Below are 23,741 nucleotides of genomic sequence, written 5' to 3' on the forward strand. Positions count from 1 at the left end.
CTGTTTCAGGGGCAGCTAAAGCCGGGAAGCTGGAACGGGTTACGAATGCTGCCAGGGGTGAACGACAGCGTGACCTGATGACCGTCCACGCTGAAACTCGCTTCGCGGGTCAGACCGCCTGCCGCAGTCAGCCGGGCGCGGTCAAAGAAGCGATTGAGCGCCCAGGGACCGCTGGTGACCAGCGTGGAGGTGGTGCCGTTGGTCAGACCCAACTGCATCCGCACCTGGCTGGTGCCGCCGGGGCCGGGCCAGCTGACCATCTGCACCGCCTGCGGTCCGTGGCTGTAGCGTAAAATCTGCCCATCCACATCCAGCGTCAGGTTAAGGATGTCGTTATCCATTTTTACCGTGCGCAGCGTGACGCGAAAGCCAGGCGTGGTCGCACCATTGGCAAAGAAGGCATCGCGAATTGACTGCGCCTGCTGGAAGGGCCGCAGCAGGGCTTCGCCACCCGGCAGGGTTTTACCGTCAATGCCGGGCGTAAAGCGCCACGCCGCGTTGGTGGTGTCGACTTTGCTGGCCAGGTTGTCGCGGAAGAAGCTGTCCATCATGCCGCTGCCGGGTGCAAACATCCGCGCCAGATCGTCTGGTGTGACCTCACTGCGCGCAGAGCGAACCAGCGGATAGCGACCGGCGATCGCCTGGCGGCAGAAACTGCCCACTTCCATGGTGATGCGCTTACGGACGTTATCCATATCGCGGCGCTGTGCGTCGCTGCTGGCACCCACCGCCATGCTGGAAACCATGTTCTGCAATGAACCCGGCAGACGGCCGGCACTGGCCTGCAGACGACTGATGGCATCGCTGGCCGGGGGGGCATCCCGCTGTTCGCCGCATCCTGCACGGCGGTAAGGTAGCGATAGAGATCATCAATCTGATGCAGGAAGTCATCCACCGCCAGCACCTTGCTGCCCTGCTGCAGCGGCTGGGCCAGCTCCAGAACCGGCGCAAAGTGCAGCGCGACGGCCTGCTCCGGTGATGCCTGGGTGGCAGCCTGTCCGCGCGCGGCACTGGCCTCGGGAGAGGTAAACAGCGCTTCAAGGGTGCGGGTGGCGCTGTTATCCGACGGCTTTGCTGCCTGCGCGGTTTTCTCATCCGGCTGCGCCCGGTTCAGCGTCAGCAGACCACCGAGGTTGATCACCAGCTGGCGCAGCGGCGAATGGTTGCCCGACAGCAAACGGGCAGTGTTGATGCGTTGCGACAGATCGGCGCTGCTGTTGAGCTGAATGTCGCTGAGGAACTGCTCCCACTGCCGGATATAGTCCTGCACGTAGAGCTGGCGCACCGCAAGATCCGTCTGATCACTTTTCTGCTGCGGCGCCGCGCCGCCCAGCACCCAGAGATCGTCCTGATATAACGCCTGGGTCACAGGGGCAATCTGCTTATCCACGTGCTGCCAGTAGCCATCCGGCGTATAGAGACCCGCCACACCGTCATTGACCGATTTACCGCTTTTGCGGGAAAACACCAGCTCGCTCTGGGGGCCACCCAACGCCGCCAGCGTCACCGGCTGCAGGCTGTCATCACGTTGCAGCAGGCGCTTCAGCCGTCCATAGACGCGCTGTGACAGCGGCATTTGATTAATCAGCGCCTGCTCGCGCTTTACCAGCGCTTCATCCTTCGCATACGGCGACGAGTGAATCTGCGTCTCCAGCAACTGTTGCAGGTGCCACGCCAGCTGTTTCACCTGCTGCTGAGTGACGTTCTGCGGCAGTTCGCGTGACAGGTTGAGCATCAGCCATGCCTGCAGGAATTTGCCATCGTAGTGCTTTGGCTGATAGAGCATCTGATACGCCTTCAGCGCTTCGTAGCTGTAGTCAGCATCACTGCCGTTGTCATTACGCAGCCAGCGGGTGATGTTCTGCGCCACCTGTGGCAACAGCAGCTGTTTCAGTGCCTTGTCGTAGAGCGCACGGGTGGCATCGCTGACCTCGGTGCCGCGATAAAGCCCCATGCGGCGCGTCAGCGGCGGTGCTTCCAGTGAGAAGTCGGCGCTCTCCGGCAGGTGCAACAGAGTGTTGAGATAAGGCACCAGCGCAAAGAGATCGCCATTGACCTGCTGCTGAAGCTGATCGCCCAGTTGTTCAACCTGAGGCGCTTTAGCGGCCATCTCCTGCAGATAGGCTTTGTTTTTACTGTAGCTGGTGAGCCACAGCGCCCCGGCCACCAGCAATATCAGCAGCAGCGCCAGATAGCCCGACCAGAGTCCGGCGCGGTTGCGCAACTCCCACCAGCGGTTGCTGCCCGCCAGACCGGACTCCTGGAAAATCACATTTTCCAGTACCCCTTTCAGGAAGAAGCTCTGCCCTTTGTTCTGCGGGATGGGCGACTCTTTATCGACCTTATCCCAGCTTCCTGACTCGCCAGCCTGCTGCCCCGGCAGATTCAGTGCGCGGTTCAGCTCGCCCATCACCCGGTCAAACGGCAGTCCCTCCTGGGTGCCGCTGGCAAAGTAGATACCGCGCGGCGCGAACTGGGTTTCAAAATCGGAGCGGGCAAACAGTGTGTCGAGCGCGTCTGCCAGCAACGGCCGCAGCGCCGCAAACTCCTGCGGGAAGAGATAGCTCTCTGCCCGCGCCTGCGCATCGCTTTCCGTCAGCAGCCGATCGGCCAGTCCGGCATCCAGACGCTGTTTTAGCAGGGAATACTCCTGCTGGAACTGGTTGTTAAGCTCAAAATCGGCGGCTGACGCCTTCGCCCAGGGAAAGGTGAACCCCCAGATTTGTTCACGCTGCGCTTTATCCAGCGAGGCAAAGTAGCTGCGGAACCCTTTGAGCAAGTCCGCTTTGGTGACCAGCACATAGACCGGGAAACGGATGCCGAGACGATCGTGCAGCTCCATCAGCCGCTGACGCAGGGCAAGCGCCTGATTACGCAGCGCCTCAGGCGACTGCGACAGCAGGTCGGAAACGCTCAGCGTGACGATCACGCCGTTGATCGGCTGACGTCCGCGATATTTACGCAGCAGGTCGAGAAAATGATGCCATTCGCTGGCATCACGCTCCTGCTGACTCTCCTGGGTGCTGTAGCGCCCGGCGGTATCGAGCAGTACCGCGTCATTGGTGAACCACCAGTCGCAGTTGCGGGTGCCGCCAATCCCGCGCAGCCCCGACTTGCCGAACTTATCTGCCAGCGGAAACTGCAGGCCCGAGTTGACCAGCGCGGTGGTTTTACCGGCACCGGGCGCGCCGATGATCATGTACCACGGCAGCTGATAGAGATACTGACGGCCAAAACGCTGTGCCCAGAACGGCGTGCCTTTGCTGCTGTGGCGCTGGAAGTGCGCCTTTTTCAGCATGTCAGTGGCTTCGGAGAAACGCCCTGCCAGCACCTGCTCTTCACTGGTCAGGCGCTGACGTTCGGCTTCCGGCGTATCGCTTTTGCCGGTTTCAAGGCTCGACATCAGCTTGCGATTGAGCCAGATGTTATAGAGCCGCGGAATCGCCTGGCCCAGGCCCCACACCAGATAGAGCAGCGCGATACTGATAATGCGGTTCTGCTCCGGCTCAAGCGGGCGCGAATCGACGATTGAGAACACCGGGCCAATCACCCAGATGATAAAAGAGAGCGCGGTAATGCCGACAAAGCCCCACGCGAGGCGGCTGGTCAGCACCGCAAACAGAATATTCAGCATGGATCAGTTCCCTCTCGCCAGGCCGTTGAGTTCGGCATGCGTCGCATCCGGTGCCACCAGCAGGGTAATTTCAACACGACGGTTACGTGCGCGATTTTCTGCGCTGTTATTAGGCACCAGCGGATTGCTTTCACCGCGACCTTCCGCTTTCACCCGTGACGGCTGCGCCAGCTGCTGTTGCAACAGGGTCTGTACTGACCGGGCACGTGCCAGCGAAAGCTCAAAGTTGGAGGCGAAGCGGGCACTGCGGATCGGCACGTTATCGCTGTAGCCAATCACCTGAATCTGGCCGCTGACATTGTTCATGGCGGCAGCGATGCGCTGGATTACGTCCGTGTAACGTCCACGTACTTCGGTGGCCGCCGAGGCAAACAGTCCGTCCCCTTTCAGCGTCACCACGCTGCGGTCCGCTTCGTCACGCACCGCTACCAGCCCGGCATCAATTTCCGGTTTCAGGAAAGCGCGCAGGTTCAGCGTGGCGGGTGGTGGTGGTGCAGGGTTGCCGATCTTCACTTCCGGCAGGGCCGTCTGATAGATACGGGCCAGTACCGGCGAGGTGTAATCGCCGAGACGCCAGTTGAGCACGATGTAGAACAGACAGGCCGCCAGCCCCGCCACCGCCGCACAGGCCCACAGCGGGATCATTGGCCGCCATAATTTGCGCAGGATCGGCTGATCGGTGGGATGCGGAGACAGCGCTGCTGCATAATTGCCACGCACGCTTTTGATCATCTGTAGCAGGCGCTGTTTGATGGTCTCCAGCTGCGAGCGGCCGTTGTCCAGCACCCGGTAGCGTCCTTCGAACCCCAGCAGCAGGCAGAAGTAGATCAACTCCAGCATCAGAATGTGGCGTCTGGGGTTCTGCGACAGCTTAGCCAGCAGCTGAAAAAACTTTTCGCCGCCCCAGGTTTCATTGTGAAAGGTGACCAGCAGACCATTGCTGGTCCAGACGCCGCGGCTGCCCCACGGCGTCAGCGCCGCCGCCTCATCCAGCGCGGTACAGAGACAGTATCGCGCGCCGATGATCACTTCATAGCCCAGGCCTGACTGCTGGCAGCTCAGCTCGAAGCGCCGAATCTGATCGATCAGCTGCTGACGCAGTTGTGCCGGATCTTCATGTGATACCGAGTGACGGATCTGAGGAATGGCGTTAATCAGGGGATTGGCCGCCGCGACCAGCACATTCTGATGGCTGGCCTCCGGCGCAAGATCGCTGTGTGATTTTTGTTGTTCCTGCATCATGCTGCGTGCTCAGTTTATGATTCTGACTGACTACGAATGGCCCAGAACTCCATGTTCAGACCTGGAAACTCACCGGCAAGATGCAGCGCAAAAGCGCCCGAGCGCTCCATCTCTTTCCATAGCTCGCTGTTCTTATCCAGTTCGAAATAGCTGTATCCGGCATGCCACGGGATCTGCGGCGGCGCGCCGGGCATGGCCCGAAGTGCCAGACCGGGCAACTGCAACTGCACCAGATCGCGGATTTTGCTGACCGGGGCGACTTTCATCTGCGCCGGGAAATGGGTTTTGAGGGTGTCGGCTGGCACGCTGGCTTTCACCGCCAGCACAAAGCCAAACTCATGCACCATACTGCTCTCCGGCACGGTCGCGACGTTAAGACCGTGCGAGCGCTGAATCAGCGGCAGCTGAATCGCGCTCTCTTCCATCACCTGGGACAGCCCCTGACGCAGCAGCAGTGACAGGCGGGTAAAACAGCTGTGCAGATCGTCATGATCGTAGAGCGGCAGACCATCGGGCGCGCGGGCTGGCGTCCAGGTACTGAGCTCCGCCGCCAGTTGCAGCCAGTGGCTGTAGAGCGTTTCAGGATGCAGCAGCGGCAGATGTTGCAGATGAGTGTGCAGGCCAAGCTGACGATTGAGCAGCGCCAGCAGCATAAAATCGACCATATCCGCGCTGTTGAAACGACCGGTGCCCGGCGCGCGCTGACTCAACTGCTGGCTGCGTTGCTGGATCAGCCCGTGCAGATCGTTAAACATGTTTTGCAGCGGACGGCTGCTGTTAAGCGTCAGCATCGGCGGGATGTAGTCGCTGTCGAGCCGGATATGGTTATCGCTGCGTTTTTCAATCACCTGAGCCACGCCCATGGCGGTCCACTCGGCGGTCAGATCCTGTTCCAGCATCAGCCGCAGACGCAGTTTGCCGAACTGCACCGTGGCGCTACCCACGGCCTGGGCATTGTCATCTTCCACTTCCGCTTCCCAGGCGAGGTAGCGCGCCAGAGAATCCTGCGACTCCTGAAAGGCCACCGCTTCGCGGCCATTGCGGCGTGCCGGAATGGCCAGCACCACTTTGCTGCGGTCAACGGAGGCAGGCAGATCAAGCGGGGCCGGACCGTGCTGTGGCTGGCTGAAAGCAAAAAACGTGCCGTCAGGCAGACAGCCGCTGGCGGCGCTCAGCGCCAGTTTCCCCTGGCGCAGCAGCGCTTCATCGAACTCAATATCGTAAAAACCCCAGGTATAGGCGCGCTGCGACTGGCCCCACTCACGCAGGGTGCTGAGAAGATAATTTTCTGACTGCTGGAAATGGTGAGGACGCAGAAACATCCCCTCGGTCCAGACCACCTTTTCGGCTCTGTTCATAGACATCACTGTTTTTCCACGCGAAGGCCGTTAATCCCCGCCACGATGCGCGCATTCAGCTCACCATCGTCACGCTTCCAGAACGCCCAGAATGAGGGTGATTCGCCTTCGGGAACCGGCAGCGACAGTCGCCAGACCTTGCCATCCAGCGCCTGATATTCCGCCATGATGCCGATGAAACGCGCCTCGGGCAGACTCTTAATCCGCAGCGTTTTATGGGGCTGAATGGAAGTCAGGAAGAACTGTTGCGTATTGAGTTGCGCATTACCCAGCGCATTAGCGGACGGGTTTTGCAGGGAGTAGAAGTCAGCCGACATAAACTCCGCATCGGAGGTCAGTAATACCACCCGGACTTTCAGCGGCGCACCGCCGTTAACCTGGTTTTGCGCCTGAACGTCCAGGTTGTACCAGGCAACGGGCTGTGGAGTGCTGCTGCACGCGGTCATCAGCCACGTCAGCAGCACTATCAGCGCCCCACGCCATTGCGTTGTTGTCATCATCCCGCCCTCCCTGCTTAGTGCGATTAGTTAATAATCCAGGTTCCGTTAGTGCTGTTCTGGCAGGCGGTGCTGTCACCGTTTACCGCAACACAGGTTTTCTTCTTGCTGCTGCGCACCCGGCGCTTCGGCTGGTCAGCCTTAATCGTCTGATCGTAAAGCTCGCTTTTCACCACGGCGCGAAACGGCACATAGCCGGTCAGCTGAACGGTTGCCTGCGGCGCTGCGGAGGGTGCTGTCTCTTTAACGGCACTGCTGGCTTTACCCGGTTCAGGTTCTGCTGACGCCTGAGCGGGTTCACCCAGCGCCAGCCAGTTGTTTTCTACCTGACCAATTACGGTGTAGCTTTCGCCGGTTTTCAGCGTCTCCACCACCTTGCCGCCAAAACTCGGATGGCTCATCACCGAAGCGGGATAGAGCGCACGGTAGGTTTCATTGACCGGGCTGAACTGCGCAGGCGGTTTAACCGCATAACGGTGACTAATCACCACGCCATCCACGGTGCTGGTGACCAGCGTGTCATCCGTCATTTTTGGCGGCGTTTTACAACCCGCGACAGAAAAAACAAACATCAGGCCTAACGCAATACGGAGCTTCACCATTTTTTTCATGTTGTGTTCCATTCATATCCTGGAGAGTGGCCAGAGGCCGGTTGTCAGTAATGAAAATCGGGGATGTGGTGCTGAAAGAGCGCCACTTAGTGCCAGCCTAAAAGAAAAATCTTAAGCAAATAGCGTTAAAGTGCCATGGCGTGGCGCGATAACAGATCAACTAATTTTAACTATTAAAAAGCAACTCTGGCGACCGGAACGGGCGCAGGGAGAAATCTGAGCCGGCAATAAATGATCAGAAACATGATCTATTTTTTTCCGTCAGATTGGATGAGGAAGGCAAAACCCAAGCTTTACTTATGCCATCCCTGGCCTAAAAACTGACACATTGACTCAGATTTACAGTTGTGACGCTATTTGCTGACAAAAGAAAAAAGCGCAGCGAACAGGCTGGCTTTCCTGTTTTTACGATCACATTCAGTAAGTTACAAGATGTGTATAAGCTCATAGCTACCGCACGAGCCAAGTATATCCTGCCCGTGGGTATGAAATCACAATTCCTTTGTAAACATAAGCTGCGAGTTTACAGAAGATTGACAAAATTTCAACGGGCCACTTTCAGAAGATCTTACTTAAGTAAAGTTTAAGTAATTTACTTAGTGCAAATATGTGTTACTTTTAATCACTCGCTTAGGATTATTCTTAACAATATGAGTAACTATGAAGTATTCTTACACAGAAACCAGATTACTCTGTAGTCAGCATTAAAAAAACTCATGTAAAAAATGGCTCTGACTCAACGGGCTGGAATGAAGGTTAACGGCAGGGTGACCGTAATACGTGGCAGTTTTCTGCGTAAAAGATAGTGAGATAATGCTTGCACATCAGTAAGTTGATTCATTAGAGGACGCTTCAAAAAGGGCTGAGGAAGAGTTTGTCGTGAAGCGAGGTAAGCGAAGCGCAAAACGGCTCAGCTTAGCTTTCAGAAAGGACTGATTAATTGTTCTTTATCGGCATTGCAGCCATCGCCACGCTTCTGATGCTTTTCAGCATGCCCGGCTACGTGGAGCAAAAAAAACCACGCCGTAGCGTGGTTCTGGGAGAAGAGTGCAGGGTTAACCTGGCAGGTTGCGGGCCAGAACTAGAAGAAGCCCAGCGGCTCGATACTGTAGCTGACCAGCAGGTTTTTAGTCTGCTGATAGTGATCCAGCATCATTTTGTGGGTCTCACGCCCGATACCCGACTTCTTATAGCCACCAAAGGCGGCGTGCGCCGGATAGAGGTGATAACAGTTGGTCCAGACGCGCCCGGCTTTAATCGCCCTGCCCACACGGTAAGCACGGTTGATATCGCGGGTCCAGACGCCAGCACCTAACCCATAGATGGAGTCGTTGGCGATACTGATTGCTTCTGCCTCATCTTTAAAGGTGGTGATGCCAATGACCGGGCCAAAGATCTCCTCCTGGAAAACGCGCATGCTGTTGTTGCCTTTCAGCAGTGTCGGCTGAATGTAGTAGCCGCTGTTAAGTGACTCATCCAGCTTCTCTACGCCACCGCCCACCAGCACTTCAGCGCCCTCCTGTCGGGCAACCTCAAGATAAGAGAGAATTTTATCAAACTGCTGCTGCGACGCCTGCGCGCCCACCATGGTTTCGGTATCCAGCGGATCGCCACGTTTGATGGTTTTTACCCGCTTCATCACGGCCGCCATAAAGGGTTCGTAGATCGACTCCTGTACCAGCGCACGCGACGGACAGGTACAGACTTCGCCCTGATTCAGGAAGCCCAGCACCACGCCTTCGGCGGCTTTCTCTATAAAGCTCTCCTCCGCCTGCATGATGTCTTCAAAGAAGATGTTAGGTGATTTACCGCCCAGCTCAACGGTCGAGGGGATCAGGCTTTTTGCTGCCAGCTCCAGAATATGACCGCCGGTTGCGGTAGAGCCGGTGAAGGCTACCTTGGCGATGCCGGAATGGGAGGCGAGGGCTTCACCCGCCTCTTTGCCGAACCCATGCACCACATTCAGCACGCCCGGCGGCAGCAGATCTTTAATCAGATCGACAAAAACGGTGATCGACAACGGGGTCTGCTCAGCCGGTTTCAGCACCACACAGTTACCCGCGCCCAGTGCCGGGGCCAGTTTCCACGCCGCCATTAATAGCGGAAAGTTCCATGGAATGATCTGCGCAACTACGCCCAGCGGCTCATGGAAATGATAGGCGGCGGTGAACTCATCAATCTCGGCGGCACTGCCCTCCTGCGCCCGGACACAACCGGCAAAATAGCGGAAGTGATCGACGGCCAGCGGCATATCGGCCGCCAGGGTTTCGCGTACCGGTTTACCGTTATCCCAGGTTTCATAGACCGCCATCGTCTCCAGGTGCTGTTCCAGCCGATCGGCGATTTTCAGTAACAGCAGCGAGCGTTGCTGCGGCGAGGTCTTGCCCCAGGCTTCCGCCGCCGCCGCAGCAGCAGCCACAGCGTTATCAACATCGGCAACGTCTGAGCGCGGAAACTCACCGGCCGCAGAGCCGTTCACCGGGGAGGTATTCGTGAAGTAGTTGCCGTTCACCGGCGCGACGAATTCACCATTAATGAAGTTGCCATAATTCTTTTGTAGGGTAATCAGAGAACCCTGTTCTCCGGGGGCGGCATAACGCATGATCATTCTCCTGACAGGTGACTGATGTAACAATGATGAAACTTATTATTAACATGAAGCATCATCAAGAGCCTGTCAGTTCTGTTAACCGGAAACTGTGACCGCCCCGAAGGAATGGGGTGTTTACGCTTCGTCTTTAGATAATTCCGACTTTTACCCAAAAGGCTGGTCAGAGAGAAACTTGTGCGGCACAAAGGGGTCAACGTGAGGATGAATTCATTCTGGAGATGAGCATGCTGGCTTCAGCTTTTACCCTGATGCGCGCTAAAGCCAATTTCGTGCATCAGTTTATCCGCAATCCGCGCAAGATGGGCAGCATTACGCCCTCGTCAGAGGCGCTGTGCCGCACCATGATTACGTCGGTGGAATGGCCTGAAAAGTTACGTATCGCCGAACTCGGCGCGGGCGACGGTGTGCTGACTCGGCAGATACTGGCGCAGATGTCACCCGATGCCACGCTGGATGCCTTTGAGATCAGCAGCACGCTGGTCGATAAACTTAATGCGCTGGACGATCCGCGCATGACGGTGCGCACCTGTTCAGCGGAGTACCTGAGCGGAGAATATGACGTGATCTTCTCCGGCCTGCCGCTGCTCTCCTTACCTACTGAATTGCGTGAGGCGATTCTGCGCGCGGTATATAACGCCCTCGGGCCCAGCGGCGTCTTTGTGCAGTTCCAGTATACCTCGCTGACCCAGCCAGACCTGTCGCGCTACTTCACCTGGGAGCGCCAGCGGGTGCTGAAAAACGTGCCACCCGCCTGGGTCTATCGCTGCACGCGTCACTACGCGCCCTGAGCTTGCGCCAATGCAGGGCGCGTTTGTTGCCAGAACGCTACCAGCAACTCACGCGCCCAGTCTTTCCCCTCCATCTCGTTTGCCCCATCTTCTGTACAGCCCCTGGGCATACAAACGTTCATGATGTGCCGTGAAAATTCAGGATGAAACTGCACCGACAGCGCCTGCGGCGAATAGCGGACAATCTGACAGCCATCGCGCGCAGAGGCGGCCAGCACCTGCGCCTGCTGTGGCGCGCTGATCACCGACTGGCGATGTGACAGCCAGACGCTGAAGTCCTGTGGCAATTTCTTTAGTAGCGGATCGCGCTGCGCCTCCGGCATGCAGTTGATCGGTAACAGGCCACGCTCCCAGCCGTTGGGATTGTCCGCCACCTCGCCGCCCAGCGCATAGGCCATCAGTTGGTGACCGTAGCAGACCCCCAGCAACGGCAAGCCGTTATCCATCGCTGCCCGAATCCATACGGCGCTGCGTTCGCTCCAGTCAGCGTGATCGGTGACCATCGCCCAGGAACCGCTGAGGATCGCCCCGGAAATCTGGTCGAAAGCGGATAGCGTCTCGCCCAGATGGGGCCGTACAATCAGGTATTCATCGGGTTGCAGGTTTAACGCGTCGATGAACCAGCGCGGCTGTTCACCAATCTCTGAGACGACGTTAGCAGGTGGGACTTCAAGCTGAATTAACGCAAGGGGTAAGGCGGACGTGTAGGTCATACCGAATCAGTTCCTTTAAGAAGTCGTTTCAAATCAGTCTGCCAGCAACGCGCCCGAAAGTCTCATCAGGCTGCGCCGCAATCGCAGAAAATTTCTCCCTGCGATTGGCTGCAATGCCGCAGTTCGTGCCATCATTAGCGGGCTAAGCAAAAAAACATCGAAAGGATATTATCGTGGCTGTGCGGCATTTTTTTCTGATTCTGATGGTGGTTTCAATCTGGGCCTTCAACAACGTTGCGGTGAAATGGGGCCTGCTGGAGCTTCCGCCACTTTTCCTGACGTTTATGCGCTTTGTGGTCGTCGCCATCGTACTGGTACCGTTTTGCCGGATTAACCGTCAGCAGCTACCCTGGCTGTTGCTGCTGGCTTTCACGTTCGGTTTTATGCACTTCTCGCTGCTGTTTGTCGGCCTGCGCTATACCGATGCCGGCACTGGCGCGATTGTGGTTCAGCTCGGTACACCCATTGCCATGCTGCTGGCGATGGTGGTGCTGAAAGAGAAGCTGAAGCTGGTGCAGCTGATGGGCATTATGATCTCGCTGAGCGGCGTCGTCGTGCTCTCCGGCAGCCCGACGATTCCGTCGTGGTGGGTGCTTTGTCTGTTGTTGTGCAGCGCCACCGGCTGGGCTGTCAGCAACCTGATTGTGAAAAAGTCACCGCCGATTAAACCGCTGACCATGACCGGCTGGATTGCGTTTCTGGCCATTCCTGTCGTCGGCGCATCCAGCTTGTTGATGGAATCACATCAGCTCTACGCCCTGCAAAATGCGGGCTGGCATGGCTGGTTTGCCATTCTTTACAGCGCTATCGCCTCGTCGATTGTCGCCTATACGCTGTGGTATATGCTGCTGAAGAAATATAACGTCAACCTGATCATGCCCTACTCACTGCTGACACCGGTATTATCCGTGCTGATGGGCATTGTGGTGCTGGGCGACAGCCTTAACAGCTTCAAGATTATCGGTGCGTCGCTGGTAATCCTTGGTACCGCTATTGCCGTAATCAACCTGCGTAGCCTGCGGATGCATGCCCGCTTCCCGCGCCTGCGGCGGCGTTAATCCCGCGTGCTATGCTTGAGAAATCACTTCTCTCAGGAAGCACAACATGGACTCATCGCTTGCCGCCTCTCTCTGGCAGCAGATGCAGCAGGGATTGCGAGGTCGCGACGCCGCCTGGCCTCTCCCCGCCTTCGTCGATCGCGCCACCTTCTCTTCTGCCTTTGCCGTCAGTGAGCTGGCGGCCACCAGCATCGGTCTGGCAACGCAGGCTGCTGCTGCGCTTATGGCCACATCCCACCCTGAATTCGCCTCTCCGCCCGTCACCGTTAACGTCCGGCTGGCGTCACGCTGGTTTCAGCAGAGCTTTCATCCGCTGAATCGCGCTGCGCCCGCGATGTGGGATGCGTTTGCCGGTGACTATCGCAGCCGGGATGGCTGGATCCGTCTGCACACCAACGCCGTGCATCACCGGCTGGCGATGGAACGGGTGCTGGGCGCGCACGCCGATCGCGCAGCACTGGCGCAGCAGGTGCAACAGTGGCAGGCCAGCGAACTGGAGCAGGCCGTTATTGATGCGGGTGGCTGTGCCGCAGAAATGCGCAGCGCCGCCGCCTGGCAGCAGCATCCGCAGGGCCAGGCCGTACAGCGCGAACCGCTGTTTAGCTGGCAGTCCACTCAACAGGCAGCTGCGCCGGCATGGCCGCTGGCCGAAGCCCGTCCTTTACTGGGCATCAAAGTCCTGGATCTGACGCGGATTATTGCCGGGCCGGTTGCTACCCGTTTTCTTGCCAGCCTGGGAGCCAGCGTGCTGCGCATCGATCCGCCCGGCTGGCAGGAGCCGACGCTGGATGAGGAGATGAGCTGCGGCAAGCGACGAGCGGTGCTGGATCTGACTCAGCCCGCCGATCGCGAGCAGTTTATCCACCTGCTGCGTGAAGCGGACGTGCTGGTGCATGGCTATCGGGCAGATGCGCTGGAACGGCTCGGGTTTGACGCGGAGACCCTTCAGTCACTCTCACCCGGTCTGGTCGATGCCGGCCTGAATGCCTGGGGCTGGCAGGGTCCGTGGCGCAATCGCCGGGGTTTTGACAGTCTGGTGCAGATGGGGTGCGGCATTGCTGAAAGAGGCATGCAGTGGCAGCACAGCGACAAACCGGTCCCGCTGCCGGTGCAGGCGCTGGATCATGCCAGCGGCTATCTGCTGGCGGCGGCGGTGCTGGAGGGATTACGGCGACGCATCTCTGAGGGTCACGGCAGCCAGGTCCGGCTGTCGCTGGCGCGCACCGCGTGGCTGTTGCAGCAGCATCCCACCGATCAGCACACAGGCTCCGGCATTGCGCCGCAGGTGAAGGATAACCTGCCTTGTTACGAATTAACGCCGTGGGGGTTTGGAGTGAGGCTGCGAGCGGCCGCCAGGCTGCCCTGCACCCCACAGCTCTGTGCGACGTCAGGCTGTGCGCCGGGTACGCACCCGGCGATGTGGTGAATCAGGCGTCAGGCGTCTCTTCGCTGCTATCCAGCAGTTCGTTGTACATCGCCTGGATCGCTTCGCGGCTCAGCATGGCAAGAGTACGATAAAAGGCCGTGGTCGCGTGCGCTTCCACTTTACCCAGGAAAGCACCGCACCACGGCAGCAGATACTCTTCAAACAGCGCCATCTGCGCCGCGCTCTCATCTTCCGCTGACTGATCTTCCAGCCATGACGCAGCCAGCATCAGCACACCAAAATGATCAGCAGGCGCATCGCTCAGCGGCATTCCGCGTGAGGTCAGGAATGCACGCACTTCTGGCTCCGTTTTGCCTTCCGGCCACTGTGAGGCGTACGGCGGCACGTTGCAATCGCTGCCAACAAACAGCGCGTTGTAATCGGCGGCCAGCGCCTGGGGATCGCTGTTCTGTTGCAGACGGGTCAGCAGCTCATCCTGCTCCAGCGGCCACTGCGACTGCAGTTTGCCTTCACGCAGCAGCGTGAACAGCGGCACCAGCAGCGGATCCTGCGGCTGACGATTAAACAGTGAGCCGATCACGCGGCACAGAATGGAAAACTCATTCATGAGTCAGATTTCCTTGAGGCAAGTAAATTAAAAGTCAGCCAGTTCAGCAATATGTTTGCCGCTGCGCAGCTCCAGAAAGTCGAGCAGGCGACGCGGCGTGACATTTAACACCCGATCCTCAGGAAAATCCACCTCGCGGGCGATGCGCAGGCAGTGATCGAAGTGACCCAGCGTAAACGCGGTGTGAGAATCGGAGCCAAATGCCAGACGTCCTCCGGCATCGGCGGTCTTAACAACGGCGATGACCGGGACTCTGAGTAATCGACCCTTACACCTGGCTATCTCAGCCAGAAAGTAAGTTCATACTTCAGAAAAAATCTTAAAGCAACTGGTTAATTTTGCATAGAAAACTTCAGAATACATCATCCAGCAACTTCTGATTCTGATGAACTATTAGCCAGGCGGAATGAAGATATGCAATAACAGGCTAATCAAACTCGTAAATTTTCATAAAAAATAGAATAAAATAAAAAGCACTTTTCATACGGGGGCTTAACTCCACTAGTAATAGCGAAAATATTTTCCACAAAAATAAATAATTAAAAGGATCCATAGAAAAGCGAACAGCAGACCATATGTAGGAAAGACGCTTACAAAAAAAATGGCCCCGACCAGACCGGCCGCTGGTGGTATAAGTCCAAAGAAGGATTGACTTACCCAGGCATATAGCCAGCGAATGATCGCCTTCATTTTATTAAAATTTTGTTTAGTAGATTTAAAATCTGCTCTTCACTAGTGGAACCTGAATTTTTCAAATAGATTATTTTAGACATTTCTGGCTCAATCAAATAATAAAACATTTCTAAATTAGCATTATATAAGTCGAAGTAATACTCCGCATCATCGAAGCGTAATTTTTTTGCTGCTTTTGTGGCAATTTCAAACTTACCATAAAATTTAAAAGCGGTTACGGCATACGAACTTGTAGCATTAATTACATTAATATGTGACTGTTTGAAATCCCGGGATTGTGTAATAACGAGAGCGATTAACTGTGCTATAGCAAGTTTAGAGAATTTACCAGAAGCATAATCAGACGCTTTTTCAGCTAACAGTCTCTGTATGTTCTGGATGCCTGTATCACCAATACGGCTCAGTTTTTTTCTGAAGTATATTTCTACCATCTCTAAAATCACGTCCTGCAGGGTAAACAGCATTCTGAGTTGCTTCAGGTATCGCAAATCTTCCTGCTTAAGTTGATTACAAACATCCTTGTAGTCATCAAAAAAGCATGAACCATAGCCGCTTGCACGTTGAGCGCCAGACACAATCCCCCTTCCTGTATCAAGCATTGTTTGATGTAACTCAGCAAGTGCCTTCTCAAAGTTAAGCGCAATGGTTCGCTCTGCCTGAAGTTTAATCTTAAGATAAGACATGTTCATACTCATCCCTTTGTGTAGAATTCCTTATGCAACGATTGTATACTGAAGTGAAAGGTATGCAAAGAGAATGGCTTATGAAAAGGATTAAGTGGCTGGCTTTATACACCGTATTTACTCTATTTTATCTTATAGTGATCCCGGAAATCATCTTCAGAACCCTTTCGGAAGATGCTTACATGAAGCTCGGTGAAATCGTAAATCCATTTCAAATTTTTCCTTCAACAGCGAATGCATTATTCATAGCAATAATAATTTCAGCTTTGCTATTAGCATGGTTAACTATTAAATTAATAAAGCGCGTTACCAGGCGTGGTAATTCTACGCTTTGATCTAACGCGATCAATAAAGAGCAGAGTAGAACTTAAAGTTTACGCCATTACCCGACCGGACGAACCGCCCCGTTGACATTGCTAACCCGAACGATTGAGACCATTTTTCAGTTATTAAGTGCTCTCTCAGCTTTAAGCTTCAGGCCTTGCCACACGCCCTTTCCGGGCTGATAAGAGAACGGGTTACGGTAAAATACTCGCCTCAGTCATTATATCCCCGCAGATAAAAGCGGGGATTTCCATCATGGTGAGCGTATTGCTTACCAGGCCTGCCGCTAAAAGTCAGCCAGTTCAGCAATATGTTTGCCGCTGCGCCGCTCCAGAAAGTCGAGCAGGCGACGCGGCGTGACATTTAACACCCGATCCTCAGGAAAATCCACCTCGCGGGCGATGCGCAGGCAATGTTCAAAATTTCCGAGCGTAAACGCCGTATGGGAATCGGAGCCAAATGCCAGCCGTCCACCGGCATCGCGCACGGCGGCGGCGATAGCCCGGCAGTTCGGTTCACTGCCCGGACGCGAATGGGTAAAGGAGGAGTTGTTCAGCTCCAGCGCCACATCATAGTGCGCGGCTGCCTCGGCGATAGCCGTGATATCGACCGGGAATTTCGGGTTGCCCGGATGACTGATGATATGGACCAGCCCGCCCGCCATCGCGGCGATCATCGCATCCGTGTGATGCTTCCGGTCGCGCGGCGCATAAACCGGCTCGTGAAAACCGGCGACGATCAAATCCAGCGCATCGAGCATCGGGCCGGAACAGTCGATTTCGCCCTGCTGATTTTTAATATTGGCTTCGATACCGCGCAGAATACCCACGCCATCGATCACGCGCGGCCAGACGCGCATATTAATGAAGTGCCAGTAGTGCGGCGCGTCGGCCATGTCGGGGCCGTGATCGGTAATGGCAAACAGTTTCATCCCGGTTTGCTTCGCCTGAGTCACGTAGTCGTGCAGCGTGCTATAGGCATGGGTGCTGGCGATGGTGTGCATATGCAGATCTACCGGATACATCCTCTTCTCCTGCTGATTGCCCCTGACGGGACCGGTTCATTAATAGCCGCGCTGACGATCCACTCTGCCCTGCGGTGGCTCGCCTGCCTGGTCCTGGGTGATGGCGCGGGCGATGTAGTCGATAGCTTCGTCGATCAAGGTTACCGCCGCATTATGGGGCGTGATTGTGACGCGCGGATGTGACCAGAGCGGATGCGCTTCGGGCAGCGGTTCAACCTGAAAGACATCCAGCGCCGCCGCTTTCAGCTGTCCGCTATTGAGCGCGGCCAGCAGATCTTCTTCCACCACCTGCGCGCCGCGCGCGATGTTGAGGAAGAAAGCGCCGTGCGGCAGCTGCTGTAAAAAGTGGTGGTCGATAAGATTAATGGTTTCTTGCGTGCTCGGCAGCAGGTTGATCACTACCCGCGTCTCCTGCAGAAAGGCAGGCAATGCATCGCGACCGGCAAAGCTGGTCACGCCATCAATTTCTTTGGGCGAACGGCTCCAGACGCGCAGAGGGAATCCCCAGGGTTTAAGACTTTCCGCCACGCTCTGCCCCAGCACGCCCGCCCCCAGGATGCCGATAGTAAAGTTTTCGCGCGTGTAAGCGGGGAGCGGCTGCCAGCACTGTTGCTGCTGCTGGAGACGGTAATCGTCAAAACGACGGAACCAGCTCAGTACGCTATGAACCGCATACTCCTGCATCTGCCGCGCCATGCCGGTATCTTCCAGCCGGTACAGTGGCACGCTGTCGGGCAGCATCTCAGGGTTGTGCTGCAGCTGTTTCAGAATCTCGTCCACGCCTGCCCCCAGCGCAAAGACGCCGCGCAGGGTGGCGCGTCCCTGCAGCATCTCTGCAGGCGGCGAACGGACCAGCGCGTAATCAGCCGGACCGTTATCGCCTGGCTGCCAGGCACGCACCCGCGCCTGGGGCAGACGCTGTTGTAAACCGTTAATCCAGGCCGCTGCAGACTGCGACGGGTGATACCAGATGATCTCCATCCTGCTCTCCTTTTTTCTTTCAGCGTCAGGGAAAAGCGAGGTGAGAGCAAGAAAAAACCAGCGTAATAAAGCGGTTTTTTCCATAAAAATAATTCCCGTGGCTTCACATTTCCGGCTCGCTTCAGGGTGAAGTGTTCAGATAAGGTCTAAAGTTGGTCCTGTGGTCAATGCGTTACGCGCGGCCGCATTTCGGACAAGGAGAAAAACCGATGACAAAAATTGAGGTAAACGCCGCTCCACGGCGTCAGCGTTATGCGCCCTTTCTGCTCACGTTGCTGCTGAGCGTACCCGCCTTCACTGCCCAGGCCGACGACAACAGTCGCATGCTGAATAATCAGCCGCAGCCGCCTGACGTTCGTTTAGGACCGCTGTTTAATGCCGTGCAACAGGCGAAGTTCTATCCCGATCAAAAGACCTTTGCTGATGCGGTGCCGAAATTCGATCCCGCCTCAATTCTTGCCGACTGGCAGATGCAGAAGAAACAGCGCAATTTCGATCTTAAGCGTTTTGTGGATGCCAACTTTACCCTGCCCGCGGCCGGTGACAAATATGTGCCGCCAGCCGGACAAAACCTGCGTGACCACATTGATGGCCTGTGGCCGGTGCTGACGCGCACCACCAGCAGCGCCGGTCAGTATGACTCGCTGCTGCCGTTGCCCAAACCCTATGTGGTGCCCGGCGGGCGCTTCCGCGAAGTCTATTACTGGGACAGCTACTTCACCATGCTGGGGCTGGCCGAGAGCGGGCACTGGGATAAAGTGCAGGATATGGTGGATAACTTCGCCTCCCTGCTCGACCGTTATGGCCACATTCCCAACGGCAACCGCAGCTACTACCTGAGCCGGTCACAGCCACCGTTCTTCAGCCTGATGGTCGATCTGCTGGCCACGCACGATAACGGCAAAGCCTATACCCGTTATCTGCCGCAGCTGCAGAAAGAGTATGACTACTGGATGGCAGACAGCGATAAAGTCGCGGCGGGCGCAGCCAGCAAGCGCGTAATTAAGCTGGCGGACGGTAGCCTGCTCAACCGCTACTGGGATGCGCGCGACGTGCCTCGCACTGAATCCTGGATGGATGACATTGCCACCGCGCAGAAAGCGCCGCAGCGCAATAAAGCTGAACTCTACCGTGAGCTGCGTTCCGGTGCGGCGTCGGGCTGGGATTTCAGTTCGCGCTGGTTTACCGATGCGCATAACCTGTCGACAATTCGTACCACGCAGCTGGCCCCGGTTGACCTCAACAGCCTGCTGTTCCATCTGGAGCAGACCCTGTCAAAAGGCTATCAGATGAACAAGCAGAGCGATCTGGCGAAGCAGTTTGCCGATCGCGCGGAGAAGCGCCAGGCGGCGATCAACCGCTATCTGTGGGACAGCAAGCAGAACTGGTACGCCGATTATGACTGGCAGAAAAAGCAGGTCCATCCTCAGCTGACTGCTGCCGCGCTGTTCCCGCTCTATCTGCAGGTCGCCAGCGATAAGCAGGCTGAAAGCACCGCCAGCGCGGTTGAAAAACAGCTGCTGAAACCTGGCGGTCTGGTGACCACCACCGTAAACAACGGTCAGCAGTGGGATGCACCCAATGGCTGGGCACCGCTGCAGTGGGTCGCTGTGGAAGGTCTGGAGCACTACAACCAGCCAAAACTGGCGAAAGAGGTGGGATTACGCTTCCTGCAAAACGTTCAGAACACTTATGACCGTGAGCATAAGCTGGTGGAGAAATATGTCGTTGAGGGCAAAAATCTCGGCGGCGGTGGTGGCGGTGAATATCCGCTGCAGGATGGCTTCGGCTGGACTAACGGCGTCACGCTGAAACTGCTGGATAAGTACTGCCCGAAAGATAAAACCTGTAACAGCGCCCACGATATTCCACAGGCGTCTGCCTCACAACCTTAATCCTCTCTGGATACCTCTGGTCTCGCCGGGGGTATCCCCACTTCATTTCCGCGAATTTTACTTGACCTTCTTTCATCAACAGGCAAAATTGCAGCCAATTTACAAAAGGTAATAATTCTCATTATGATAATGAGATTGCCTATCAAAGCTTTTATTCACCTGCCTGAACCTTTGCCAAGAAAGGAATTTTGATGAAACTGTCATTGTCGCTGAAAGGTTATGTTCGCCTCTGCACCCTGGCGCTGACCGCGCCTGCTCTGAGTTTTGCTGCCGATATGGTGGTGACTGCGCAACCGCAGGAAGATTCGACCTCGCCGACCCAGGGTTATCTGGCGACGACCAGCCAGGGCGCAACCAAAAGCGATCGTCCGCTGATCACTACGCCGCAATCGATTTCCGTGGTTACCCGCCAGCAGATGCAGGATCAGGGCGCGCTGACCCTGAATCAGGCGCTGGGCTATAGTTCCGGTGTCTTCACCAACTTCGGCGGTGCCGCTACCCGTTACGACACCATTGCGCTGCGTGGCTTCCATGGCGGCGATGTCGATAACACCTTCCTCGACGGCATGCGGCTGATGAGCGACGGCGGCAGTTTCAACGGCCTGCAGGTGGATAACGCCTTCCTTGAGCGCATCGACGTGATCAAAGGCCCCTCTTCTGCGCTCTATGGTCAGACGGTGCCGGGCGGACTGGTCAACATGGTCACCAAGCGTCCTCAGTTCAGCGAAGAGGGTCACATCCAGTTGCAGGCGGGCAGCAACGCCACCACCGGCACGATGTTTGACTACACCAATGCCATCAACGATCAGTGGGCGTTTCGCCTGACCGGCGTGACCCGCAACAGTGATACCCAGTACGATCACACCCGCGAAGAGAAATATGCGCTGATGCCGCAGCTGATGTGGCAGCCGGATGAGGATACGCATCTGATCCTGAAAGCCTATCTGCAGAAGGATCCGTCAGGCGGCTATCACGGTTCGGTACCGGGTGACGGCAGCCTCACCGAACACAATGGCTACAAGCTGAGCAACGGCTTTTATGAGGGCAACAGCGATCTCGATCAGTTCAAGCGTCGCGAGCAGATCTACAGCTTCGATTTCGCCCATCGCTTTAACGACGTCTGGTCATTCTCCTCGACCGGCAGCTACAGCCACTCGAATGTCGATCTCGATCAGGTCTATCAGATTGGCTGGGACAGCGTGAATCCCGATCTGCTGAACCGATATTACTCTGGCGAGCGCTCGTCGCTCTCGGCCTGGTCCACCGATAACCGCTTACAGGCTGAGTTCGGCACCGGAGAACTGGAGCACCGCGTCACCCTGGGTGCTGAGTATCATCGTTATAAAAATGAGATCAGTGAGGCTTCCGGTTCGGCCAACCAGCTTAATGCACGGACTGGTGAACAGGTTGGCGACATGCCTGATTACACCTGGGCCGATAAAACCCGTCGCTACTATCAGACCGGCCTCTATCTGCAGGATGAGATGAAGCTGGATCGCTGGCATCTGGATCTCTCCGGTCGTTATGACCGCATTGTCGCCAGTAACAGCGGCAGCGACCGCCGTCAGGATGATCACATCAGCGGCCGCGCAGCACTGCTCTATGCCTTCGACAACGGTATCTCGCCTTACGTCAGCTGGAGCCAGGCGATTACCCCGACCGCGCTCACCGATCCCAACGACAACCTGCTGAAGCCGACTACCGCCGAGCAGTATGAAGCCGGGGTGAAATATCAGCCGGTCGGCACCCGCGATCTCTATAGCGTGGCGGTCTATGACCTGACGCAGAAAGATGTGGCAAACCGCAATGTTAAGGATGGAACCTATACGCCATCGGGCAAAGTGCATTCACAGGGCATTGAGCTGGAAGCGCATAATCAGTTAACCCCGCGTCTGAGCACCGTGGCGAGCTATACGCTGAATCATCTGCGCTTTAAAGAGTCGGTGGATGGCAACGACGGACATACGCCATATGTCACACCTAACAGCATGGCTGCACTCTGGGGTCACTATCAGTTTGATTACGGTCTGAGCGCGGGTGCGGGTGTGCGTTACATCGGCAAACAGTGGGCGGACAATGAAAACACCACGCGTGTGCCGTCTGTGACGCTGTTTGATGCGTCAGTGCGGGCCGATCTCGGCGTCTGGAACAGCAGCCTGAAAGGTGCATGGGTGCAGGTCAACGCCAATAACCTGACCGACCGTACCTATGTGGCGGGCTGTTATGGCACCGGCTACTGCTACTGGGGCGCAGAGCGCAGCGTAATGGCGACAGTCGGTTACGACTTCTGATAGCAAAATAAGAGATAAAAAAAGGGGACGAATCGCTTCGTCCCCTTTTTCGTTTAAACCTTTACGGTCAACTGCGTACTTTGCGGTAGATGAACAGCACCACGATGGCACCGATAACAGCGACCACGAAACTTCCGAAGTTAAACCCATCGACGCGGCCGAAGCCAAACAGCGTACTGATCCAGCCACCCACTACTGCACCGATAATACCCAGAACGATAGTCAGAATGAAACCGCCACCGTCTTTACCCGGCATAATCCACTTCGCCAGAATACCCGCGATTAAGCCAAAGACGACCCAGGAAATAATACCCATCTGTTGCTCCTTCCTTTTTTGATTAAATCGTGAACGCCTGATTAATCAAGCGGTTTACCGCGATAAGTATAACCAGCTTTTCAAAAAATGCCTGCCTGCTCACAGTTATTATTGATGAATAGCATGCTAAAGCTTTTTTTTGCCGCGCCGATAACCGAGACGAGGCAAAAAAAACAGCATCAATAAAGTAACCCCCCTTGTGGAGCAGGACGTGAAAGAAGCCGACCAGGAACAATATCTAAAACGTGGCACGCTGGCGGTTCTTGGCGTTATGAAAGATCTGCTGCGATTGCAGACGCCATTACTGGTGCGCTTTCCGCGTGGGCAGTTTATCAGCCGGATGCTGGCTGCCGATGAAGATCGCCTGCTGTTTGACCTCGGCAGTAATAATCTGGATAACGATTATGCCCTGACCAGCGACGATCTCAGTATCACCGCGGAAACCTACGGCGCTAAGGTGGAGTTCAGCCTCGCCGCGCTGGAAATCGTGGAGTTTGAAGGGTTACCCGCTTTCAGCGCGCCGCTGCCAGACCTGCTGTGGCAGATCCAGCGACGTGAGTTTTTCCGGGTCTGCGCCCCGCTTGAGCCGCAGTTCTGGTGTCATACCGTGTGGCCCGATGGCAGGAAAACGCGCCTGCGTCTGCAGGATCTGTCGCTGGGCGGTATCGGCGTGCTGGTCGATGAAGCGCTGCCGGACGGGTTGCAGGATGGTGACAGCTTCAACCCGTTCCGGGTCGAGCTGGGCGAGTATGGCCATTTTGACGTGCCGGTAAAGCTGCTGAGCATTGGCGAGCGTAGCGTGGTAACCGGCAAAAATGAAACCCGCATCACACCGCGACTGAGCTTTCGTTTTGCCACGCTGAACCCGGCGCAGGAGCGGCAGCTTCAGCAGATTATTTTTGCCCTTGAGCGCCTGGCTCGCGATAAATCGACCCGATTCCAGTAACCGCTTTACGGATGCGCCACACAGGTGGGCCGCATCCAGGCTATGCTTCTTGCTTGTTTTCTTTTAAACCGGAACCCAGCAA

At 56.3% G+C, this 23,741-nt stretch carries 17 protein-coding genes and 2 pseudogenes; 6 read left to right on the forward strand and 13 right to left on the reverse strand.

Annotated elements, in window-relative coordinates; all coding sequences use genetic code 11:
• Nucleotides 1-5: 5 nt before the first annotated feature.
• From tssM to exaC, 6 genes and pseudogenes are all read right to left on the reverse strand, one after another.
• Nucleotides 6-3,634, reverse strand: a pseudogene (tssM, locus tag ACR8BN_RS11390) (type VI secretion system membrane subunit TssM).
• 3 nt (nucleotides 3,635-3,637) lie between these two features.
• On the reverse strand, nucleotides 3,638-4,876 hold the full coding sequence (locus ACR8BN_RS11395; protein ID WP_434746948.1) for a DotU family type VI secretion system protein: 1,239 nt from the start codon (nucleotides 4,874-4,876) through the stop codon (nucleotides 3,638-3,640).
• A gap of 14 nt (nucleotides 4,877-4,890) precedes the next feature.
• The gene (gene tssK / locus ACR8BN_RS11400) at nucleotides 4,891-6,234 is read right to left on the reverse strand and encodes a type VI secretion system baseplate subunit TssK (protein ID WP_069026587.1); all 1,344 of its coding nucleotides are present in this window, start codon (nucleotides 6,232-6,234) and stop codon (nucleotides 4,891-4,893) included.
• A 5-nt stretch (nucleotides 6,235-6,239) separates the two neighbouring features.
• Nucleotides 6,240-6,734, reverse strand: a complete 495-nt coding sequence (gene tssJ, locus ACR8BN_RS11405; RefSeq protein WP_115765151.1) for a type VI secretion system lipoprotein TssJ — start codon at nucleotides 6,732-6,734, stop codon at nucleotides 6,240-6,242.
• 23 nt (nucleotides 6,735-6,757) lie between these two features.
• On the reverse strand, nucleotides 6,758-7,354 hold the full coding sequence (locus ACR8BN_RS11410; protein ID WP_069026096.1) for a hypothetical protein: 597 nt from the start codon (nucleotides 7,352-7,354) through the stop codon (nucleotides 6,758-6,760).
• Nucleotides 7,355-8,423: 1,069 nt separating this feature from the next.
• Entirely contained in the window at nucleotides 8,424-9,944 is a 1,521-nt protein-coding gene (gene exaC, locus ACR8BN_RS11415; protein ID WP_031592949.1) for an acetaldehyde dehydrogenase ExaC, read from the reverse strand.
• Between the two features lie 233 nt (nucleotides 9,945-10,177).
• Between exaC and ACR8BN_RS11420 the strand changes: the two genes are divergently transcribed.
• Entirely contained in the window at nucleotides 10,178-10,741 is a 564-nt protein-coding gene (locus ACR8BN_RS11420) for a class I SAM-dependent methyltransferase (RefSeq protein WP_434746949.1), read from the forward strand.
• Here ACR8BN_RS11420 and ACR8BN_RS11425 read toward each other — a convergent pair.
• A complete protein-coding gene (locus ACR8BN_RS11425) occupies nucleotides 10,729-11,454 on the reverse strand; it encodes a glutamine amidotransferase (protein ID WP_434746950.1) in 726 nt (241 codons plus the stop codon). The two genes, ACR8BN_RS11420 and ACR8BN_RS11425, sit on opposite strands and share 13 nt — an antisense overlap.
• Before the next feature lie 173 nt (nucleotides 11,455-11,627).
• On the opposite strand from ACR8BN_RS11425, the gene ACR8BN_RS11430 reads away from it, so the two are divergent.
• Both ACR8BN_RS11430 and ACR8BN_RS11435 read left to right on the forward strand, forming a co-directional pair.
• Nucleotides 11,628-12,512, forward strand: coding sequence for a DMT family transporter (locus ACR8BN_RS11430; protein WP_010669895.1), 885 nt, complete (start codon nucleotides 11,628-11,630; stop codon nucleotides 12,510-12,512).
• Nucleotides 12,513-12,558: 46 nt separating this feature from the next.
• Entirely contained in the window at nucleotides 12,559-13,938 is a 1,380-nt protein-coding gene (locus tag ACR8BN_RS11435) for a CoA transferase (protein WP_434746951.1), read from the forward strand.
• 1 nt (nucleotide 13,939) lies between these two features.
• Here ACR8BN_RS11435 and ACR8BN_RS11440 read toward each other — a convergent pair whose 3' ends face one another.
• From ACR8BN_RS11440 to ghrA, 5 genes and pseudogenes are all read right to left on the reverse strand, one after another.
• Nucleotides 13,940-14,506 (reverse strand): TorD/DmsD family molecular chaperone, encoded by a 567-nt coding sequence (locus tag ACR8BN_RS11440; RefSeq protein ID WP_010246159.1) that lies wholly within the window; start codon nucleotides 14,504-14,506, stop codon nucleotides 13,940-13,942.
• Between the two features lie 27 nt (nucleotides 14,507-14,533).
• A pseudogene (locus ACR8BN_RS11445) lies at nucleotides 14,534-14,725 on the reverse strand (phosphatase); the annotation flags it as partial.
• Nucleotides 14,726-15,192: 467 nt separating this feature from the next.
• Nucleotides 15,193-15,882 carry a hypothetical protein gene (locus ACR8BN_RS11450; protein ID WP_434746952.1) on the reverse strand — a complete coding sequence of 230 codons (690 nt, stop codon included), beginning with the start codon at nucleotides 15,880-15,882 and terminating at the stop codon, nucleotides 15,193-15,195.
• Between the two features lie 610 nt (nucleotides 15,883-16,492).
• Nucleotides 16,493-17,230 carry a phosphatase gene (locus tag ACR8BN_RS11455; RefSeq protein ID WP_039391669.1) on the reverse strand — a complete coding sequence of 246 codons (738 nt, stop codon included), beginning with the start codon at nucleotides 17,228-17,230 and terminating at the stop codon, nucleotides 16,493-16,495.
• A gap of 39 nt (nucleotides 17,231-17,269) precedes the next feature.
• Nucleotides 17,270-18,211 carry a glyoxylate/hydroxypyruvate reductase GhrA gene (gene ghrA / locus ACR8BN_RS11460; protein WP_039391668.1) on the reverse strand — a complete coding sequence of 314 codons (942 nt, stop codon included), beginning with the start codon at nucleotides 18,209-18,211 and terminating at the stop codon, nucleotides 17,270-17,272.
• 209 nt (nucleotides 18,212-18,420) lie between these two features.
• Between ghrA and treA the strand changes: the two genes are divergently transcribed.
• The gene (gene treA, locus ACR8BN_RS11465; protein WP_137228619.1) at nucleotides 18,421-20,106 is read left to right on the forward strand and encodes an alpha,alpha-trehalase TreA; all 1,686 of its coding nucleotides are present in this window, start codon (nucleotides 18,421-18,423) and stop codon (nucleotides 20,104-20,106) included.
• A gap of 191 nt (nucleotides 20,107-20,297) precedes the next feature.
• On the forward strand, nucleotides 20,298-22,397 hold the full coding sequence (locus tag ACR8BN_RS11470; protein ID WP_069026093.1) for a TonB-dependent siderophore receptor: 2,100 nt from the start codon (nucleotides 20,298-20,300) through the stop codon (nucleotides 22,395-22,397).
• A 67-nt stretch (nucleotides 22,398-22,464) separates the two neighbouring features.
• Here the strand turns inward: ACR8BN_RS11470 and ACR8BN_RS11475 are convergent, their stop codons facing one another.
• Nucleotides 22,465-22,713 carry a GlsB/YeaQ/YmgE family stress response membrane protein gene (locus ACR8BN_RS11475; protein ID WP_010246168.1) on the reverse strand — a complete coding sequence of 83 codons (249 nt, stop codon included), beginning with the start codon at nucleotides 22,711-22,713 and terminating at the stop codon, nucleotides 22,465-22,467.
• A gap of 211 nt (nucleotides 22,714-22,924) precedes the next feature.
• Between ACR8BN_RS11475 and ACR8BN_RS11480 the strand changes: the two genes are divergently transcribed.
• Complete coding sequence (locus ACR8BN_RS11480) at nucleotides 22,925-23,659, forward strand: flagellar brake protein (RefSeq protein ID WP_031592913.1); 735 nt, start codon at nucleotides 22,925-22,927, stop codon at nucleotides 23,657-23,659.
• Nucleotides 23,660-23,741 lie beyond the last annotated feature (82 nt).

Origin of the sequence: Pantoea sp. Lu_F5_004 (genome assembly GCF_051136245.1) — a bacterium.
Taxonomy (GTDB): Bacteria; Pseudomonadota; Gammaproteobacteria; order Enterobacterales; family Enterobacteriaceae; genus Pantoea; species Pantoea agglomerans.

Bases quoted from the DNA above. Each gene is read 5' to 3' on its own strand.
- ACR8BN_RS11395 (WP_434746948.1), bottom strand. From the start codon at position 4,876: ATGATGCAGGAACAACAAAAATCACACAGCGATCTTGCGCCGGAGGCC.
- tssK (WP_069026587.1), bottom strand. From the start codon at position 6,234: ATGAACAGAGCCGAAAAGGTGGTCTGGACCGAGGGGATGTTTCTGCGT.
- tssJ (WP_115765151.1), bottom strand. From the start codon at position 6,734: ATGATGACAACAACGCAATGGCGTGGGGCGCTGATAGTGCTGCTGACG.
- ACR8BN_RS11410 (WP_069026096.1), bottom strand. From the start codon at position 7,354: ATGGAACACAACATGAAAAAAATGGTGAAGCTCCGTATTGCGTTAGGC.
- exaC (WP_031592949.1), bottom strand. From the start codon at position 9,944: ATGCGTTATGCCGCCCCCGGAGAACAGGGTTCTCTGATTACCCTACAA.
- ACR8BN_RS11420 (WP_434746949.1), top strand. From the start codon at position 10,178: ATGCTGGCTTCAGCTTTTACCCTGATGCGCGCTAAAGCCAATTTCGTG.
- ACR8BN_RS11425 (WP_434746950.1), bottom strand. From the start codon at position 11,454: ATGACCTACACGTCCGCCTTACCCCTTGCGTTAATTCAGCTTGAAGTC.
- ACR8BN_RS11435 (WP_434746951.1), top strand. From the start codon at position 12,559: ATGGACTCATCGCTTGCCGCCTCTCTCTGGCAGCAGATGCAGCAGGGA.
- ACR8BN_RS11440 (WP_010246159.1), bottom strand. From the start codon at position 14,506: ATGAATGAGTTTTCCATTCTGTGCCGCGTGATCGGCTCACTGTTTAAT.
- ACR8BN_RS11450 (WP_434746952.1), bottom strand. From the start codon at position 15,882: ATGTCTTATCTTAAGATTAAACTTCAGGCAGAGCGAACCATTGCGCTT.
- ACR8BN_RS11455 (WP_039391669.1), bottom strand. From the start codon at position 17,230: ATGTATCCGGTAGATCTGCATATGCACACCATCGCCAGCACCCATGCC.
- ghrA (WP_039391668.1), bottom strand. From the start codon at position 18,211: ATGGAGATCATCTGGTATCACCCGTCGCAGTCTGCAGCGGCCTGGATT.
- treA (WP_137228619.1), top strand. From the start codon at position 18,421: ATGACAAAAATTGAGGTAAACGCCGCTCCACGGCGTCAGCGTTATGCG.
- ACR8BN_RS11470 (WP_069026093.1), top strand. From the start codon at position 20,298: ATGAAACTGTCATTGTCGCTGAAAGGTTATGTTCGCCTCTGCACCCTG.
- ACR8BN_RS11475 (WP_010246168.1), bottom strand. From the start codon at position 22,713: ATGGGTATTATTTCCTGGGTCGTCTTTGGCTTAATCGCGGGTATTCTG.